We start from the raw sequence: 17,766 nt of genomic DNA, 5'->3' as shown, positions 1-17,766 counted from the left end.
GTCTAAGTTCATTATAATAAAGATTGAAAATAGATCCTAATCCTAACAAACTGGAAATAGAGAAAGAACCCAAAATCGCTGGGTTCTCTCTATGCTCCTTGACGCTTCTTGCTTTTTTCAAAAATTCTTACTTCCACTCTCTTCCCAACAACCCAAAAAACAAAAATGACAACAAGGACAATAATGGTGTGTAATGGTTTTTTAAACAGTGATTCAATGTCATATCCGACAAAGCTCAACGTAAAAATCATTACCATTTTCCCCGTGATAACAGCCAACATATATTGGACCATTTTAATATTGGATAGACCAGCCACAATGTTTACCACAGCCGAGGGAGTAAATGGAAAACATAAAAGAATAAAGAGGGGACCAAAACCATGACGATCCACCCAATTCATCAATTTCTTTACTTGTGGATGATTATGTAAAAAACGTAGGGCCCTTCCTTTTCCATATCGACGAACAATTAAAAAGACGATCAAAGCTCCACTTACCGCTCCAATCCAAGAAAATAAAAAACCAAACCCAAGACCAAACGCATTCGCATTCGCCATGACAAATAAAAATAATGGTAAAAACGGCAAGAACGCTTCAAGCATCGGCAATAATATTCCTGGCAGCGGCCCAAATGCCCTATACTGTTGAATTAAAACCATTATATTTTCGAGAGTGAACCACTCTTTCAGCGTATTAAAATCCATAAATGTTTGTTTCCTCTCATTATTAGCTATTCCATACTATTATCTGCTCTTTATTTTAACATAATCATTTCTAATCTTTTACATAAAAGTTTATCATATAATGTTCATTTCCTTTTCACCTTTATGATAAGAATGATTCGAAAAGACGAAGATTTCACCTTTAAGATCCTTGCCATCTGTTACTAGACGAAAAAAATGGAAACACTTGCATATAGATAGGAATATGATTAAAATGTGAACATATGTTCTGTGCAAAGTAAAACTTCATTTAGTAGGGGTTTTCTTCATCCCCCACTGAATGTTAGTTGAACTTATCGGACCTTTAGGAGCAGTGAGCCCCCACCTATCTTCTTTGTTTCTAAATCATTTTGAGGTGGAGGTTTTACTGTCCGTTAAGGCGGGATAAATTCCTTATGAAAGGAACAGTATTCATGACTAGAATCCCAACGAATGATCGAGATCTTCTGGAAAAAGCGATTTATTTGCCGATGCTACTAATCATCTTAAATCGTGACTACACACTAATCAAAAATAGTCCATTTAAATTACCAAAACCTTATTTAACTTGGCTTTCTGAAACGATGAAAGCCGTTCAGCATGACCTAGCTCATGTCAAAACCCTAATGAGGAAACGCCGCATGAAAGTCGAGAAGTTGGATTCGGATGATTCCTTTACCATGTATTTATTTCATTATAAAGGATATGTAGAACAACATAATTATTTCAATCCAAGGCTTCGCAATAAAGTAGAAGAACTATTAAGATTTTATTTATATGAACGTTTTCAACTCCCAACAAATGGGGAGAAAACTAGGCAAAAAAAATGATGGGCAAGGTTCAATCCTGTTTCATCACAATAAAAAGCGTGAAAAGATTCACGCTTTTTTCAGAACAAATGTAAAGGTGATCCACAGTTCTAAAGGCTTCCTAAACAACAATGAACCCCCTGTTAATCAATGGCATATGGCTGACTCGATTCAGATGCTTTCTTTGCATTTTTGATGAGGATTCTTTCACGAAATGGCTTTTCCATATTTTTAATTTGTTGTTCAAACTTTACGCGAAGTCTTGCTGTTCTGCCTAATTGACTTTCAAATGAACTTGAAGAAATAGGAATCGTAACTGTTTGATTATTATGGAATAACACTTCTGTATCATAGGAATTGATGCAAGTATGTGCCACGATATGTTCATGTGAAATCCACATACAGTCAATCTTTGTTGGTGATAAAGTGGGAAATAGATAAATGGAGGTGTGTGGATCAATGATGATGGGCGCTTTATGCGTTACTCCTATTAATCTTTTCGTTCCATCTCTCCTGCCTTGGTATGAGGAGCCAAAGTATTCACAGCTTTTCTTCACTAATTCCAATGGTTTAAACGGAGAGATGTACTCATCATGGAGCTCATAAATTTTCGAATAAACCCTTGAACCATATTGAAAGGGCATGATGATCATTGTATATGGATTGATTTCATATTCTTCAACAATGCGTCTTTTTTCCTCCATTGTGTTCTCCTTTCCAGGTATTTCGACACTATCATAGCATCTTTTTATCTATTTGTCTGTAAATATATTGGAAATTTGGGCAATTTTATGTACTATTTGTTACTTTTCTAAAAATTATAAATTTTCAGTTGAATTTTCCGGAAAAGTCCCATATAATATAAAAAAGGCATTCGAGGTGATCGTAAATGGAAAAGAAAAAGTCTTATGCTGAGATGATGAAGTCTAGAACGATTCCCCGTAAACAAGATTTAACAATCACTGATGTTTATATTGATATGCTTTTGAATGAAATTTTGTTAAACCAAGAGAAAAGACAATTAATGATGGCAATTGATCAAGCCCTAGATGAGGGTGATCGCGACTCCTTTCAAGAACTAACCACTAAATTGATCCAACTCCAGGAACGTTTTGGAATGTAAGAAGCACTATCTTATCTATATTCAAATGATTAAAAAAGTTTCCTCTAAATTAAAAACCTTACTAAATTTATTACCCCCAAAATCATTTCATCCCGTATCTGGTGGATACGGGAACCTTTTTGAGTCACATCTTTCCAAGTGAAAATCCCTTATTAAAAAAATCATAAAAAGGGACAGCCGACCTTTAAGAAGACGGTTGTTCCTTTTTACTTGGATCGACTTTTTTTAATGGATAGGTTTCCACCATATTTAATCGTTCCAACATGGTTGGATGTTCATAACGAAAGATTTTTACTAGAAATGGGGGATTGACTTGGCTTAATCCCGCTTTGGTTAGTTTCTGGAATGTTTGGATCGCTGCCTCTTTATCCCGTGTTATTTCCATAGCATAATCGTCGGCTCTCGTTTCTTGATATCGCGATACTCCATTCGTAATAGGACTTGAGATAAACAATAAAATGGAAACCATTAACAAGAATAATGGCAACGAACTAATTTGTGAACTTTTTGTCACCTTGAATTCCTTCCCATATTTTTCAATCGTTCGATTTAGCCATTTAGAAATGAGCCAAAACCCAAACAGTGATAACAACAAATATCCTGCAACACCAAAATAAATATGTTTTTCAACATAATGTCCCATTTCATGAGCCATTACAAATAAAATTTCATCATCACTTAGACGCTCTAATGTTGTATCCCATAAGACAATTCGCGAATGATTTCCTACACCGGTCACATAGGCATTTAATGCATTCGTCTTTTCCGACATGTTTACTTCGTATACATGCTCAGCTGGAATATTGGCTTGTTCAGCTAAGTGTAAAATTTTCGCCTCTAGTTCCTTATCTTTTAAAGGATAGAAATCATTATAAAGGGGGTCAATCCAAATTGGCTGAATATACATCATAAAAATAGTAAATGGGACAAATAACCCCCATGCAGCAAGCCACCATTTTTTAGGGAACTTTCTCATCATAGCGTATAAAACCGTCACAATGATCAACATCGTTCCATAATTCACCCAAAAATCAATCATTTCATCCTTCATCCACTGTGGGAAGGTTTGGGTTGATATTTGATAAGTTTTAGATAAATCATAGCTTACATACTGAATTGGAAATACAAGAGCAAAGGAAAGCATTGACAGCCAAAATAAGTACACAGCATTTTGAATGATGCGAAACCGTGATGTTTGATTCGCCCATTTTTCAAATGCTCTTGAAACTCCAAATATTAAAATAAAGAAATAAATTAACCACTCATACGGAGTAGATAAAAAATAAAGCAGGTTCCTTATTTTAGAATATTCTTCACTTAGCATAAGCTCTTTTGCATTCATAAAGGTCGTTGGATCTGCACTTGTACCTTTATAAATGTCAGGAACTGTGCTGTCCGCAAAAATGAATAAATAGTAATAAATCACTAAGCCTAATATTAAATACGCTACAAATGCCAAAATGGACCATTTTCGAAGCATCCCCATCCTCCTTTCTTCCTCTTTATATTTGTAGTTTGTACAATTTCAAAATAGAACAAGCATTTTATTAATTTTACTATTTGAAACCTCAATTCCTACGAGATCAAGCTCTTTTGTCCGATAGAGAATCAAGCGGTACAAAGAAAAGGACTTACCATTTTGGCAGCCCTTTCCTCTTTTTCTTTCATTTCGTTTTTTGTAATATTTGTTCTTTTAATGCCCTTCTTAAAATTTTTCCTGTTGTATTTTTCGGTAATTCTTTCACAAATGTAATTTCTTTCGGAATTTTATACTCGGCTAAATGTTCTTGGCAATATCTTAATAATTGTTCTTCATCTAATTGTGGATTTTTGCTCACAACATAACATTGGACCACTTCTCCATATTCTGGATTTGGAACCCCAAAAACCGCTGTTTCCACGATATCTGGATGGGCATATAATACTTCCTCTACTTCACGTGGATAGACGTTGTATCCTCCTACAATAATGATATCTTTTTTCCGATCAACAATATAGAAATATCCCTCTTCATCCATTCGTGCTAAATCGCCAGTATAAAGCCAACCGTCTTTAATAGTTGCCGCTGTTTCTTCTGGTAACTTATAATACCCTTTCATTACGTTTGGACCTTGGACGACTAATTCACCCACAGTATTTGCAGGTAATTCCTCTCCTAGTTCATTCACTACTTTATTTTTCACATTGAGAATAGAAGTACCAATTGAACCTGGTTTCCGTGGACGATCTAATGGGTTGAAACAAGTAACTGGACTTGCTTCCGACAATCCATAACCTTCCGATACAATGACCTTAAATTTTTCTTCAAAATTTTTCAAAAGTGCTACTGGCATGGAAGAACCACCCGAAATACAAAGGCGTAAGCTCAATAAATCTTCAGGTACGCTTCCCTCATATTGATATAGAAAATTATACATCGTTGGTACACCTGCAAAAATGGTAGCTTGATAAGTTTTCGCTAAACGGAACACTTCTCTTGGACTAAATTTAGGAACAATTAACATGCGCGCACCACTAATAAGCGGGGCATTTAAGCAAACGGATAAACAAAAGACATGAAACATAGGTAAAGCAGTAATCACGGTATCTTCACTGGACATCTTCAAATAGTTTCCAATATCTTTTGCATTAGAATATAAATTTTTATGAGTCAGCATGGCCCCTTTTGGTTTACCAGTTGTTCCGGATGTATAAAGGATGATAGCTGTCTCATCTTCTTGAATTTCTGGCGCTTCATATTGAATGCTGCCAGACGCAAGTATCTGAGAAAACGATTTCATTTTTGAATAAATAGAAAATTGTGTAGGATCAACATTTTGGACTCGTTCATCATTTGTCTCGCAAATAATATAGTGGTGTACATTCGGTAAATGAGAACTTAATTTTTCAACAAGTGGGACAAGTAAGTCAAGTGTGACAATAGCTTTAACATCGCCATTGTTTGCAATGAAACTGATTTCATCTGGGGTATAAATAGGATTGATTGGAATTACGGTAATTCCTGCTCTCATTGCACCATACAAGGCAATGATAAAATGTGGGGAATTTCCTAATACTAAGGCAATATGATCCCCTTTTTGCAATCCTAGTTTCTCCATACCAGTGGCAAATTGATTAACAGCAGCATTTAACTCCCCATAAGTTGTCGGTCGGTCTAGAAAATAAAAAGCGGTCTTGTCCAAATTCTTTACAGCAGTTTCAGCTAGCATTTTGGAAAGATGCATGCTCCCTCCCCCTTCTCCTTGTAATAATGAATGAATGAATGCCCATTCATTTTATAATTTTAAATTTTCAAAATATATTATATAATAAAATACTTTACCTATACAAGGGCATTTCTCCGTCTTTATGAAGAAATTAGGCGAAATGCCCTGTAACTAGCTTATTTTTTCGGTCATTTAGTCGAAAATTGTAATTTTCCAAAAAAAATCTGTCTCCCTAAATAGAATGAGACAGATCATAAAATATTAATATATTAATTGGATAAATTCCCCTTTTGAAATATGACCAAAATAATGAGTGGGGTCGATTTCCTGTAAAGCTTGTTCGATATTCCTACGATCATATCGTACTCCGATCAATTTCTCCTCGATTTCATTTACATCCCCAACGCCAAAGAAATCACCATATATTTTGCAAGTTTCAATGATTCCTTTATTTACGTCTAAACGAATATCGACTTGACCAACTGGGAAGCGATGAGCTCGTTGTACATTAAATTTAGGGGATTTCCCATAATTCCAATCCCAATTTTGATAACGTTGCCTTGAAATGGTGTGAATTTTTTCCCAATCTTCTTCTGTAAGGGCATAATGAGGAATTTCTTTTTCGCCATTAAAAATATATTTTAATAAAAGACTTCGAAATTCTTCGATTGAAATTTTCTCATTCAAAAACTCAGATATATTTGCTACACGGCTTCGGATCGATTTAATTCCTTTGGATTCAATCTTATCCTTCTTAACTCTTAAAGCAGAAACTACATGGTCCATTTCAGAATCGAATAGCAAGGTACCATGACTAAACATCCGCCCCTTCGTTGAAAATTGAGCATTTCCTGAAATTTTCCGTCCATTTGCTAGAATATCATTTCGCCCACTTAATTCTGCTTGAACACCTAATTTCCCCAATGCCTGAATAACAGGTTCTGTAAATTTACGAAAGTTATGAAAGCTGTCTCCATCATCTTTTGTTATAAAACTAAAATTTAAATTGCCTTTATCATGATAGACAGCACCGCCACCTGATAATCTTCTGACAACATGAATCCCCTGATCTTCGACATAATCAACATTAATTTCTTCTACGGTATTTTGGTTTTTCCCAATAATGATAGATGGTTCATTTATGTAAAAAAGTAAATACGTTTGATCGATATCTAAATGTTTCACAGCATATTCTTCAATAGCCAAATTAATTCTAGGATCTGTTATTCCTTTATTATCAATAAAAAGCATGGGTCATCTTCCTCCTTATATTTCAATGGTTAACCCTTTTTCTGCTAGTAGCACTTTTCCTGAGTATCTTTGCTCCGCTTCTTTTTTCAGCTCATTTAGATCACCAAAATGAGGCAAGTGGGTTAAAATTAGCGTGTTGACAGCCGCAAGTGATGCCAATTTTCCTGCATCTGTACTTGTCATATGTCCTGCCTTAGTCGCATCCATCCCATCATAAAAATTACTCTCACAAAGAAGAATATCACAATTCCGAGAAAAAGAAACAAAGGCGTCTTGATAGGCGGAATCCGCCGTATAAACGATTGACTTACCATTTGCTTCAATTCTCATAGCATAACAAGAAACAGAATGAATGGTTTTTAGAAACAGAATGGAAAAAGGGCCAATTTGCAAACACTCATTCGGGTTAAAAACCATTCCCGTTGTTAAATCCTTATAGGTTAAAGTCGGAAAGAGATGATTTTCAGAATGTGCATAAATCGGCAAAGTAGAAACCGATTTACCTAAATGCTTTCCGATCAATAAGGCGTGTTGCAGTACACCGATATCTGTCATATGATCTGGATGGTGATGAGATAGAATGACTGCATCGATTTCTTCCGGGGAAAGGAAATTTTGTAGCAATGACAGAACACCACTCCCACAATCCACAAGTAGATGGTACCCATTTTCTTCGATTATATAGCCTGAGCTAGCTTCGTTCACTTTAGGGAAGCCACCCCAATGTCCAACAATGGTTAATTTCATCTAGAACACCTCTTTTTTATTTTTTGAAAATTTAAAAATAATGATTGACGAAAATAAAACTGTTATAGTACAATATAAGAAAGTTAAGAGTCAGTTATATAACAAAGTGGAGGGGATTTATTATGGTTAAAAGCATCGTTGATTTCTTCAAAAACTTACCGGCTAAAAAATGTTCAAAATGTGGTAAACAAATGGAAGAACAACACGAGTGTTATGGAACAGTCTGCAACAACTGCATTGATATCCAAGATCTTTAATCATGATTAGAATTCACCATACTTATTTCGGGTACAATACCAATTTTCATATAATGAAACCTCATTCAGTGGAGATCTTCATCTCCACTGAATGCTAGTTAACATGTTACACTTTATTTTCTTTCTCAGTCCATCTTTCTGGGAAAAATAGAAAAAGTTAATTTTTTCGCTGACATTTTACTCCAATGAAAAAACCAGCCCCCTCCAAGGCTGGTTTTTTCATATTTATAAATGATCGCTATGTTCATTTGAATCTTCGTCTGCATTCTGTTCTAGTACAGGGTCCCCGACAACGATTTTTGATTTTGGCATCGTATGTAAACCTCTCGCTGTTACATGGACTTGAACATAATAGACTCCCTCTTCTGAAAAAATGTGTTCAGCTGTATAAGAGTCTTCTTTTAGATCCACTTTTTTAATCATTTCGCTATTGTCCTTTTCCCCAACTTTCCAAACTTCATACATCACTTCATCGGCATCTGTAACTTTATCATCTCCTTGAGTTACAGCCGCTTGAAAATTGACTTTTTCATTTATGTCAGTCTTTTCTGGTACAGACAATTTTGCTTCGATAGGCTCAAGACTGTTTTGATTATTGTCCTCGTCAGATTGCTTCTTTTTTTCCCCCTCATTTCCACAAGCCGTTAAAAGCAATAAACTCATAGTAAATAATAGAATCCAAATTGACTTACGTTTCAATTTATTCTCCTCCTCATATTCGTTAAAACTCTTGTAATATCGGAATGTCAATTGTAATCGATGTTCCGACCCCTAATTCACTTTCAATACGTAAATTTCCATTGTGAAGTTTTATAATTTTATCAACAATCGATAAGCCAAGCCCTGTCCCACCATCCGATCTTGTTCGCGCTTTATTCACACGATAAAATCGTTCAGTCAGTTTCCCTATATCTTCTGATGGGATTCCAATGCCTGTATCCTTTATTTGCAAGATTGCTTCTTCTCCTTGTTGTATTAAATTTACCGTGATCGTACCACCGCTTTCGGTATACCGCAATGAATTATCCATTAAATTAAATACAACTTGCTCAATTCTCCCCTCGTCCCCATTGATAATAACATCATAATCCAAATTGGTCTTCACTTGAATTCCTTTCTCATTCGCAGCCGGAATTAGTCCTTCCACTGTTTGGTGAATGGTTTCCGCTAATACAAGCGGAAACTTAGAAACTGAAAATGAATCTTTCTCCATCTTCACTAGATCCAATAAATCATTCACAATTCTCTCCATACGATTCGTTTCCCGAACAATAATTTGCAAATACTGCCTTTTTTCATCTTCTTTTTTGATCATTCCAGTTGTAATGGCCTCACCATATCCTTTTATATAGCTTAAAGGAGTGCGTAACTCATGAGAAACGGTCGCGAGGAATTCTCTCGTTCTTTCATCTTCAAGATCAATCGCTTCTGCCATTTCATTGAACGTACTGGCGAGTTGACCAATTTCATCTTTCGTCGCCACTTGAACCCTTGTTGAATAGTCCCCCTCTGACATTCGCTCTGCTGCCTTTTTCATTTCTTGCAATGGACTGGTTATAAAGCGAATCCATTTTGTCCCGAAATAAGAAAGAACGAGAAGAAAAATAACTGAACCGACTGACCAATAAATCGTTAAATCAGACGTTAATTCAGAAATATCAGCTAAAGGAAAATATAAATAAATGATCCCTTGTAGACGCTGTTTTTCTACTAAAGGAATGATGACTGAAATGACTTTTCGATCAAATCGATTCACATAACCAATGCTTTTAACCGGTTTATTTTCAATTAATTTTTCCCGTTGTTCTGATCCTATCAAAGTATCATAGTCCACTTCAAAAGGAATACAAGCAGCAAGTTCTCTCGGATTTCGAACAGCAAATACTTCAAAATCCGATTTTTCATTATACCAATCTACCTGGTCAATAAATTCGTCTGTTACACTTCCACCATTATAATCAGTAGCCAGTGCCATCCCCGCTTTTAATAACTTTTCTTCTATGTTATCTACGTAAAATTTTTCATACAAAATATAAGAAAATGAATACGCAAGTAAGATCGATAAAAATAAGGAAAGAACAAGAATGAACAAAAACTTTTTGGACAAAGTTGTCATAAAGGTGGCACCTCAAATTTATAGCCGACACCCCAAACGGTTTGAATATAGGTAGCTGCCTCTTTCCCGAGTTTCATCCGTAATGTTTTCACATGGGTATCAACTGTTCGGGTACCTCCTGTATAGTCATCCCCCCAAATTTGAACTAAAAGCTGCTCCCTAGATAAAACACGATGATCATTTTTCATTAAAATAGACAATAATTCAAACTCTTTTAAAGTAAGAGGAATAATTTGATTTTGTACTTTCGCTGTTCGTGAGGAAAGATATACTTTGATCGTTCCTTTCTCGACATAGTCTAGTTTTTCGGAATCGAGATGATATCTTCTAAGAACGGCATGAATCCTTGCCACCACTTCACCTGGTGAAAATGGCTTTACAATATAATCATCCCCACCAAGTTGAAGACCTTTGACCTTATCCCATTCTTCTCCTTTCGCTGTAAGGAAAATAATGGGGATCGGATGATTTTTTCGAATCTCCTCACAGACGATAAATCCATCTTTACCTGGCATCATGATATCTAATAAGACTAAATCATAGGAATTGGATTCGAGCATTTTTAAGGCATCGTCCCCGTTACTAGCTTCTTCCGTTAGAAATCCTGCATTTCCCATATACATAGAAAGCAGATCCCTCATATCCTCTTCATCATCCACAATTAGCAGTTTTGTCATCGAACTCTACTCCCTTACAAGTATTACAAACGGCCCTTTCCCAACTTTTATTCTTTTCCATACTTTTAATGTATCGGGTTGTAAAAAATACAGATCATCACTATCATATCCAGCTACAACCATTTTCCCGTCAAAACGACTAATAGAAAAAGGATTTGCTCCAATTTCGACTTCTTTTGTTTTTTCTTTCTTATCATTTAGTAAATAGACCGCATTCGTCCCATGGCTTACGACATAAGTATGACGTGTATCATGATAAAAATTCACCGGCATTAAAGGGGTTTCAATTTCTGAAATCAGTTCACCTGTTTTAGCTGAATATACTTGAACATTTGATTGGGGTTTATTTCCTCTTCCATGCCCCCCTACCCAAATTTCATCATTTTTCACTAACAAGCCTGTTGAAGAGGTTGGAATCGCAATCTCATTTACTATTATTTTCTTTTGAATATCTATAACCGATAATTTTGTATCTTTATAATTAATGACAAATAATTTCCCTTTATGCTCCTGCATCGATAGCGGGTATTTTCCAACCGTAATGACTTTCGTTTCTTTTCCTTTCTGGTTGTAAAAATGAAGTGAACGGTCATTCTTATTGGCTGTGACAACCTCATTCGTTTCCTTCAAATATAAGGCATTTGTGGTTCCTTCAGGTGTTTCCCATTGTTGAACGACTTTTCCTTGACTCAATGAAAAAATATCTAATTGTTCAAGTTGATTTCCAAATAACAACATGCGATCATCGTCTGCTAGAAGAATCCCACCTGTATACAATGTATCAAATTTCCAAGTAGCGAATGGTTCTCCCGCACGGTCCACAAAGGTCATAGAACTATCCCGTAAATTTAATGTTGAAACGAAACTCCCCTTTATAGATGTATAAGTTGTTTGATTACAAGCTGATAATAAAAGCGAGACGAATAAACAAACAATCAATGATTTATTTTTAATAAAAACCACTCCTTAACCTTTCATCTCACTTTATTTACTATAACAATTATTATAAGAAATATTTGTGAAGAATATTTGAAATCCTAATGAATTTAAATAGGACAATTATACCTTATTTTGTACAAAAAAGAACGAAGAAGATAATTGATTCTCCTTCGTTCTTTTTTATTTTATTCTTCTGTTACAGTACGAGAAAATTGACGTTTGTGTAATGCTATAAAGAATATAGCCGTCAGTACCGCAAAAAAGACTGTAAATGAAAGTAATATTGACACATTATACCATAAGAAGGAGTAGTCTCCACTAGATACAACGGCCTTTAATGCTGAAACTGAATAAGTCATCGGCAATAATGCATTAATTGGTTGTAGTACTTTTGGAATTAACTCAAGTGGGAATGTACCAGCACTTGTTGTTAATTGGAAAATTAAGACCAAGATTGCAATGAATCGTCCTGGATCCCCCATAATTGAAACAAGCATTTGAATTAACGTAACGAAAGTGATACTTGTAATAATGGTAGTAAAAATAAATAATGGGACACTTTGAACTTCAATTCCTAATCCTAATAATAAGATTCCATCGGCTAACAACGCTTGGGCGATCCCAATTCCAACTAAAATTCCAAATTTACTAAAGAACCAAGCTAAACCACTTTTCGGACGAACAGCAGGTTCTCGAAGCGGGAATACAATCGATAATAATAAGGCTCCAACGAATAAACCTAATGATAAGAAATACGGAGCAAATCCGGTTCCATAGTTAGGAACTTTATGGATCCCTTTATTTTCAACTTTCACAGGTTCTGCCATCATCTCATAGTTTCCATCTTTGGCATCAACTGAATTAGCTTGCTCTGCTCCATCACTTAATTTTTCGTGTAATTCATTGGTACCGTCTGATAATTGATCTGTACCATCAGAAAGGTCTTTAGAACCTTCTGCTAATTTATGAGTACCCTCACTAATTTTAGCTGAACCATCTGATAATTGATTTAGACCATTTGTTAATGTATCTGCTCCTATAGCTAATTTTCCTGTGCCAGCTTGAGCTTCCCCTAATTTCTGATTGAATATAGACATTCCAGATAAAAGCTCTTTTTCACCAGCTTGTAATTTTTGAACACCTGTATGAAGGTCACCAGATCCTAATGCAAGTGCATGGATTCCGTCTTTTAATTGCTTTTGTCCCGATGAAATTTGATTTAAACCACCATTTAGTTTATTCATATTAGGTACAACTTGATTGGCAATGGTTTGGTTTAAAGCACCTGTGCCTGCGGCTACTTGGGAACTTCCATTCTTTAATGCATTTAAGCTTTCTTGTAATTTTTGTCCTTGCTCAGGTGAAGGAAGCTTAGCTGCGATTTGGGCAAACTGTTCAGGTGGTAACGTTTGCTGTAGCATACCAGCTAGTTGTTCCATCTGTTTTTGCTGAGCGACTAATTGTGACTGTAATTGGCCAATCCCTTGATCCACTTGCGTAGCTCCTGAAGCTAATTGACCGGTTTTACTTTGTAACTCTGGAAGACTTCCAGCAAATTGCTGAACACCGGCCGCAGCTTGATTCGTTCCCGCTATAAGTTCGTTCATTTTACCATCTACGGTATTTAACCCTGTATGAACTTTTCCAATACCTGCCGCTAATTGATCGGTTCCTTTTTTCAATTCATTTGTACCATTCAGCAGCTGTCCGTGGCCATTTTTCAATTGACCAAGACCGGAATTTAATTCTCTTGCTCCAGAAGCTAATTGTTTTGTTCCATCATTTGCCTTATTCACTCCTTGAGTGAACTCAATTGATTTAGATGCCAATGTTTCTAAATTGCTTTTAATTTTTTTGGAGCCATCCGATAGTTTAATGGCACCATCGTTTAATTGTTTTGCTCCATCACTTGCTTTATCTAATCCATCCGCCACATCTTTGATCTTATCAAACATCGTTTCTGCATATGTTTTTGTAATATTTTTTTGTAGTTCAGCTCGAATTTCCTTCATAGCTGTTTCTCCAATTTGCGCTGAAAGGAAGTTGAAACTTTCATTTGGAACATATTTTAATTGTAATTTCTTCGGATGGTCATCTAATAATGTCGTTGCATTTTTTGAAAAGTTTTCTGGTATTTCAACAACCATATAATACTTTCTATTCTCTAAGTCCCGATAAGCCTTGTCATGATCGACGAATTTGAAATTAAATTCATCAACCTTCTTCAGCTCTTTAACTAAATCTTTTCCAAGCTTTAACTGTTCTCCTTCAAAATCTGCCCCTTTGTCGTTATTTACAACAGCAACAGGTAGATCTTTTAAATGAGCGTACGGATCCCAGAAGGCCCATAAAAACATTCCTGCGTATAATACTGGCACAAAAAGTACTGCAATAATCGGAATAATGACTTTACGATTTGTCACAATCTCCTTAAATTCTGCACCTATTAGCGAACGCTTCAAACTTATTTCCCCCTCTTAAAGAAATTTCTTCTTTGTCTACTGCACTATCTTTAAAATTATTGACCATTATGTTCATTTGGTCATTTATTGCTGAAATAAAAAGATCATCTCATTTTGATAACCCTTTAATTAAGTAAAGTTCAAATAAATCAGCAATTTCATCTTTTTCAAGAGGCTCATGATGTTGTTCCCAGTCAAAAATAAGGGAGATATAAAGTTTTACGAAGACAAAAGCTGTAATCTCAGAATTACATTCTTTTATTTCACCGTTGTTAATTGCTTGCGTTACCTTCTCTTTAATGTAATTAAGAACGGCATTTTCAATTTTCCTCATGACTTCATTTACTGCAGGAGTGCCCATTTCCTTTTCTTCTTGAAATAATTTGATTGCTAGTTTATGCTCTTTACGAAATTCTAGAATTTTATATAGGGCACGGTGGGCATTTTCTACGAAAGAGGAACCTTCTTGAATGGTTGCTTCTGCAGCCTCTTTCATCTCTTTAATTAATGTCATAACAATTTCATCAAATAAATCATCTTTGTTTTTGAAAAAGGTATAGATCGTTCCTTTTCCAACATTAGCAAGTTTTGCGACTTGCTCCATCGTTGTTGCCTTGTATCCAAATAAAGTGAACGACTTTGTTGCAGCTTCAATAATTTGATGTTTCCGGTCAACTGCCATTTTATACATCTCACCTCCTGAAAAAAAGTGACCGATTGGTCAAATTGGTCATTCAGTACAATTGGTAATATACCATAATTATATGGCTTTGACAACATTTAATTGTTAATTTTTTATGAATCCTAAGCTACAAAAAATGTTTAAACTTGGGTTGAATATCCCAGAAACCAAAGAAGAACGCCGTAAAGACGTTCTAAATAGGATCCCTTTCCCGCCAACAGAGATTTGAATATTAGAAAATGCTCCCTATCAAACAATACACAATAATCGTACCAAATAAAATCGTGATATAGTTAAGGGAAAAAATAAACATCCATTTTGCCCATATCTCAGGTGACATTTTTTTATAGCGAAAGACACTCAAAATAAGCCAAACTACACTTAAAACAAATGCGACAATCGCAATAAAAAGACTAATGGAAGTAAAAAGAAAACTAACCACTATTAATGCGACTAAATACACATTTGTTTGAATAAAGGTTCGCTTAAACCCTTTAATGACAGGAAGCATTGGTACTCCCGCCGCTTTATATTCATCATGATTCCGAATGGCGATTGCATAAAAATGAGGCATCTGCCAGAGTACGATGACAGCAAACAACCCTAGAAGACCTGGATGTGTCATGTCTGGTGTAATCGATGCCCAACCGATAAGTGGAGGTGTTGCCCCTGAAATACTTCCAATTTCAGTATTGTAGATGGTACGACGTTTACTCCACATTGTATAAGGTACCACATAAAAAAACAAACCTAAAAAGCCAAAAAGTGCAGCAAGAGGGGAAGCTAAGGCTAGAGTCATTAGTCCAAACAAGGTCATAAAGACACCTAGAAGAATCGCCTTCTTAAACTGTATCGTTCCTTTAACAGTTGGACGATTTTTTGTTCGATTCATAATCGAATCGATGTCACGATCATATACATTATTAAACACTCCAGCTGCCCCAATTGTAAGGATTGACCCAATCATAGCAAATAGTATTTCAGGAAGTTTTTGAAATGGATGAATTTCATTTGAATATAGAGCCAATGCCAAACCAGCAAACATCGCAATTAAATTTGATTTTATAATTCCTGTCTTAATTGTTTCCGACACAATTTGGGATAAAGGTTCCTTCGATATTACTGTGGACGCGTTTTGCATATGCTTATCGATTTTTACATTCACCTCACAATTTTCTTCATAAAATGCGCTCTGTCTTCTATTCCTCAAATTGCGGGAATTGAAGTCATAATGAAAGCAACCGGCAAATGACCGATTGCTGTATATATATTTGCATAATCAATAGTCTTGATTAGGTGGCTTTAATATATTGAAGCACTTCTTGAACAGCTGCCTCTCCTTGGTCAATACAATCTGGTACCCCTAGCCCCCTAAATGAGCTTCCTGCAAGAAAAACCCCTGGAAGTTCCTTTTGAATATTTTTCTGTATCGAATTCATTCGATCTTGGTGTCCTACCGTGTATTGCGGCATCGATTTTTTCCATCGACTCACAATCGTAAAATCAGGCTTCTTGTTTAAATTCATGGTTTTATTTAAGTCTTCTAAAACAATTCTTTCGATTTCCACATCGGAAAGATCCACAACGGTCTCTTCACCCGCTCTTCCGACATAACAACGGAGTAACACTTTCCCTTTTGGGGTCGTATGTGGCCATTTTTTATGTGTCCATGTACAAGCAGTGATGGTATAATCACTATTCCTTGACACAACAAAGCCAGTTCCTTCGATATCCGTTTGAATGGCTTCTTCAGAAAAAGACATGGCGACAGTTGCAACCGATGTTGCAGGCATTTGTTTAAAAGGCGCAAAAAACGAATATTGAGGCATCATCGATTGCACAGATAGGTGTGGAACGGTTAATACAATACTATCAGCTACTAGTACTTTTTGGTTATTTAATGATAATTGATATTGACTTTTCGCAGTCTTCTCGATTTTTTCTACCCGCACCCCTTTGATCACTGAACCTGCTTCTAATTTTTTTTCAATGGCTTCCACTAATGATTCAAGTCCATTTCTAAAAGTAAGAAAAATCCCCTTTTTCTTTTCTGAAGATGAGGATTTAGGTGTGGAAGGGACCGATTTTTTCATCCCTAAAATAAGACTACGATATTTTTGTTCTACTTGATAGAATTGTGGAAAAGTTGCCATCAAACTTAATTGATCTATATCTCCTGCATATATTCCTGAAAGTAATGGTTCTACTAGATTTTCTACTACTTCATCCCCTAGACGTCTTCTAAAAAACAAACCTAGCGCTTGATCCCCCTCTTCTTTTGATTTAGGAAGGACAAAATCTGCAGCCGCTCTTAATTTTCCTGGTATAGAAAACAAACCCGTCATAATAAAAGGGGCGATTTGTGTTGGAATTCCCATGATAGACCCACCAGGCATGGGGTACATCTTCCCTTTTACAAGCACATATGATTGGCCAGTAGCATTACGAATTAATTGATCAGCAATTCCAACATCAGTAGCTAAACGAGAGGCACTCTTCTTTCTTTCAAGAAAGGAATCAGGGCCTCTTTCAATAATAAATCCATCTTTTCGCACCGTTTGTATTTTTCCACCAAGACGGTGGGTTGCTTCAATCAATTTTACTTCAATAGGTAGTTCTTGTTCTTTTGCTGCTTTTTGAAGATAATATGCAGTTGTTAATCCGGTAATTCCTCCACCAATTACAACAATATTTTTTTTCGCTTCTCCTACCACAATGAATCGCCCTCTTTAGCATTTGATAACTATCCTGTGTCATAAAGTTTTCGTCAATGAAAGGATGCGAGGGCGATATAAA

The 17,766-nt window shown here is 35.7% G+C and carries 17 protein-coding genes; 3 read left to right on the top strand and 14 right to left on the bottom strand.

Annotated elements, in window-relative coordinates:
- Nucleotides 1–89: 89 nt before the first annotated feature.
- Nucleotides 90–704: a TVP38/TMEM64 family protein gene (locus J2S13_RS05800; protein ID WP_307256771.1), complete on the bottom strand. Its 615-nt coding sequence runs from the start codon at nt 702–704 to the stop codon at nt 90–92.
- 431 nt (nt 705–1,135) lie between these two features.
- Between J2S13_RS05800 and J2S13_RS05795 the strand changes: the two genes are divergently transcribed.
- Nucleotides 1,136–1,531: a YhjD family protein gene (locus J2S13_RS05795; RefSeq protein WP_307256787.1), complete on the top strand. Its 396-nt coding sequence runs from the start codon at nt 1,136–1,138 to the stop codon at nt 1,529–1,531.
- 122 nt (nt 1,532–1,653) lie between these two features.
- Here J2S13_RS05795 and J2S13_RS05790 read toward each other — a convergent pair whose 3' ends face one another.
- Complete coding sequence (locus tag J2S13_RS05790) at nt 1,654–2,214, bottom strand: competence protein ComK (RefSeq protein WP_307256770.1); 561 nt, start codon at nt 2,212–2,214, stop codon at nt 1,654–1,656.
- Between the two features lie 185 nt (nt 2,215–2,399).
- Here J2S13_RS05790 and J2S13_RS05785 point away from each other — a divergent pair, with 185 nt between their 5' ends.
- Nucleotides 2,400–2,633: an IDEAL domain-containing protein gene (locus J2S13_RS05785; protein WP_307256769.1), complete on the top strand. Its 234-nt coding sequence runs from the start codon at nt 2,400–2,402 to the stop codon at nt 2,631–2,633.
- Between the two features lie 184 nt (nt 2,634–2,817).
- Here J2S13_RS05785 and J2S13_RS05780 read toward each other — a convergent pair whose 3' ends face one another.
- The 4 genes from J2S13_RS05780 to J2S13_RS05765 form a co-directional block, all read right to left on the bottom strand.
- Nucleotides 2,818–4,113 carry a M48 family metallopeptidase gene (locus J2S13_RS05780; RefSeq protein ID WP_307256768.1) on the bottom strand — a complete coding sequence of 432 codons (1,296 nt, stop codon included), beginning with the start codon at nt 4,111–4,113 and terminating at the stop codon, nt 2,818–2,820.
- Nucleotides 4,114–4,297: 184 nt separating this feature from the next.
- Nucleotides 4,298–5,857 (bottom strand): fatty acid--CoA ligase family protein, encoded by a 1,560-nt coding sequence (locus tag J2S13_RS05775; RefSeq protein WP_307256767.1) that lies wholly within the window; start codon nt 5,855–5,857, stop codon nt 4,298–4,300.
- 243 nt (nt 5,858–6,100) lie between these two features.
- Entirely contained in the window at nt 6,101–7,090 is a 990-nt protein-coding gene (gene lplA, locus J2S13_RS05770; protein ID WP_307256766.1) for a lipoate--protein ligase, read from the bottom strand.
- Nucleotides 7,091–7,105: 15 nt separating this feature from the next.
- A complete protein-coding gene (locus tag J2S13_RS05765) occupies nt 7,106–7,837 on the bottom strand; it encodes an MBL fold metallo-hydrolase (RefSeq protein WP_307256765.1) in 732 nt (243 codons plus the stop codon).
- Nucleotides 7,838–7,959: 122 nt separating this feature from the next.
- Between J2S13_RS05765 and yhfH the strand changes: the two genes are divergently transcribed.
- Nucleotides 7,960–8,094: a protein YhfH gene (gene yhfH, locus J2S13_RS05760; RefSeq protein ID WP_307256764.1), complete on the top strand. Its 135-nt coding sequence runs from the start codon at nt 7,960–7,962 to the stop codon at nt 8,092–8,094.
- Nucleotides 8,095–8,319: 225 nt separating this feature from the next.
- Here the strand turns inward: yhfH and J2S13_RS05755 are convergent, their stop codons facing one another.
- The 8 genes from J2S13_RS05755 to hemY form a co-directional block, all read right to left on the bottom strand.
- Nucleotides 8,320–8,793: a FixH family protein gene (locus J2S13_RS05755; protein ID WP_307256763.1), complete on the bottom strand. Its 474-nt coding sequence runs from the start codon at nt 8,791–8,793 to the stop codon at nt 8,320–8,322.
- Nucleotides 8,794–8,815: 22 nt separating this feature from the next.
- Entirely contained in the window at nt 8,816–10,210 is a 1,395-nt protein-coding gene (locus J2S13_RS05750) for a sensor histidine kinase (protein WP_307256762.1), read from the bottom strand.
- Nucleotides 10,207–10,887 carry a response regulator transcription factor gene (locus tag J2S13_RS05745; RefSeq protein ID WP_307256761.1) on the bottom strand — a complete coding sequence of 227 codons (681 nt, stop codon included), beginning with the start codon at nt 10,885–10,887 and terminating at the stop codon, nt 10,207–10,209. The genes J2S13_RS05750 and J2S13_RS05745 overlap by 4 nt, the downstream gene beginning before the upstream one ends.
- A 6-nt stretch (nt 10,888–10,893) precedes the next feature.
- Nucleotides 10,894–11,850: a YncE family protein gene (locus J2S13_RS05740; RefSeq protein WP_307256759.1), complete on the bottom strand. Its 957-nt coding sequence runs from the start codon at nt 11,848–11,850 to the stop codon at nt 10,894–10,896.
- 161 nt (nt 11,851–12,011) lie between these two features.
- A complete protein-coding gene (locus J2S13_RS05735) occupies nt 12,012–14,288 on the bottom strand; it encodes a YhgE/Pip domain-containing protein (protein WP_307256757.1) in 2,277 nt (758 codons plus the stop codon).
- A gap of 109 nt (nt 14,289–14,397) precedes the next feature.
- Nucleotides 14,398–14,970, bottom strand: coding sequence for a TetR/AcrR family transcriptional regulator (locus tag J2S13_RS05730; protein WP_307256756.1), 573 nt, complete (start codon nt 14,968–14,970; stop codon nt 14,398–14,400).
- Nucleotides 14,971–15,202: 232 nt separating this feature from the next.
- Nucleotides 15,203–16,111, bottom strand: a complete 909-nt coding sequence (cyoE, locus tag J2S13_RS05725; RefSeq protein WP_307256786.1) for a heme o synthase — start codon at nt 16,109–16,111, stop codon at nt 15,203–15,205.
- Nucleotides 16,112–16,262: 151 nt separating this feature from the next.
- Entirely contained in the window at nt 16,263–17,684 is a 1,422-nt protein-coding gene (gene hemY, locus J2S13_RS05720) for a protoporphyrinogen oxidase (protein ID WP_307256755.1), read from the bottom strand.
- Nucleotides 17,685–17,766: the final 82 nt, after the last annotated feature.

The organism is Oikeobacillus pervagus, assembly GCF_030813365.1.
Taxonomy (GTDB): Bacteria; Bacillota; Bacilli; order Bacillales; family DSM-23947; genus Oikeobacillus; species Oikeobacillus pervagus.
This window is presented reverse-complemented; position numbering and strand designations above follow the sequence as displayed.

What these genes read in the sequence shown, in the direction of transcription:
- yhfH (WP_307256764.1), top strand. Translation starts at nt 7,960, where the DNA reads ATGGTTAAAAGCATCGTTGATTTCTTCAAAAACTTACCGGCTAAAAAA.
- J2S13_RS05790 (WP_307256770.1), bottom strand. Translation starts at nt 2,214, where the DNA reads ATGGAGGAAAAAAGACGCATTGTTGAAGAATATGAAATCAATCCATAT.
- J2S13_RS05800 (WP_307256771.1), bottom strand. Translation starts at nt 704, where the DNA reads ATGGATTTTAATACGCTGAAAGAGTGGTTCACTCTCGAAAATATAATG.
- J2S13_RS05730 (WP_307256756.1), bottom strand. Translation starts at nt 14,970, where the DNA reads ATGGCAGTTGACCGGAAACATCAAATTATTGAAGCTGCAACAAAGTCG.
- J2S13_RS05745 (WP_307256761.1), bottom strand. Translation starts at nt 10,887, where the DNA reads ATGACAAAACTGCTAATTGTGGATGATGAAGAGGATATGAGGGATCTG.
- lplA (WP_307256766.1), bottom strand. Translation starts at nt 7,090, where the DNA reads ATGCTTTTTATTGATAATAAAGGAATAACAGATCCTAGAATTAATTTG.
- J2S13_RS05785 (WP_307256769.1), top strand. Translation starts at nt 2,400, where the DNA reads ATGGAAAAGAAAAAGTCTTATGCTGAGATGATGAAGTCTAGAACGATT.
- cyoE (WP_307256786.1), bottom strand. Translation starts at nt 16,111, where the DNA reads ATGCAAAACGCGTCCACAGTAATATCGAAGGAACCTTTATCCCAAATT.
- J2S13_RS05795 (WP_307256787.1), top strand. Translation starts at nt 1,136, where the DNA reads ATGACTAGAATCCCAACGAATGATCGAGATCTTCTGGAAAAAGCGATT.
- J2S13_RS05775 (WP_307256767.1), bottom strand. Translation starts at nt 5,857, where the DNA reads ATGCATCTTTCCAAAATGCTAGCTGAAACTGCTGTAAAGAATTTGGAC.
- J2S13_RS05750 (WP_307256762.1), bottom strand. Translation starts at nt 10,210, where the DNA reads ATGACAACTTTGTCCAAAAAGTTTTTGTTCATTCTTGTTCTTTCCTTA.
- J2S13_RS05780 (WP_307256768.1), bottom strand. Translation starts at nt 4,113, where the DNA reads ATGCTTCGAAAATGGTCCATTTTGGCATTTGTAGCGTATTTAATATTA.
- J2S13_RS05765 (WP_307256765.1), bottom strand. Translation starts at nt 7,837, where the DNA reads ATGAAATTAACCATTGTTGGACATTGGGGTGGCTTCCCTAAAGTGAAC.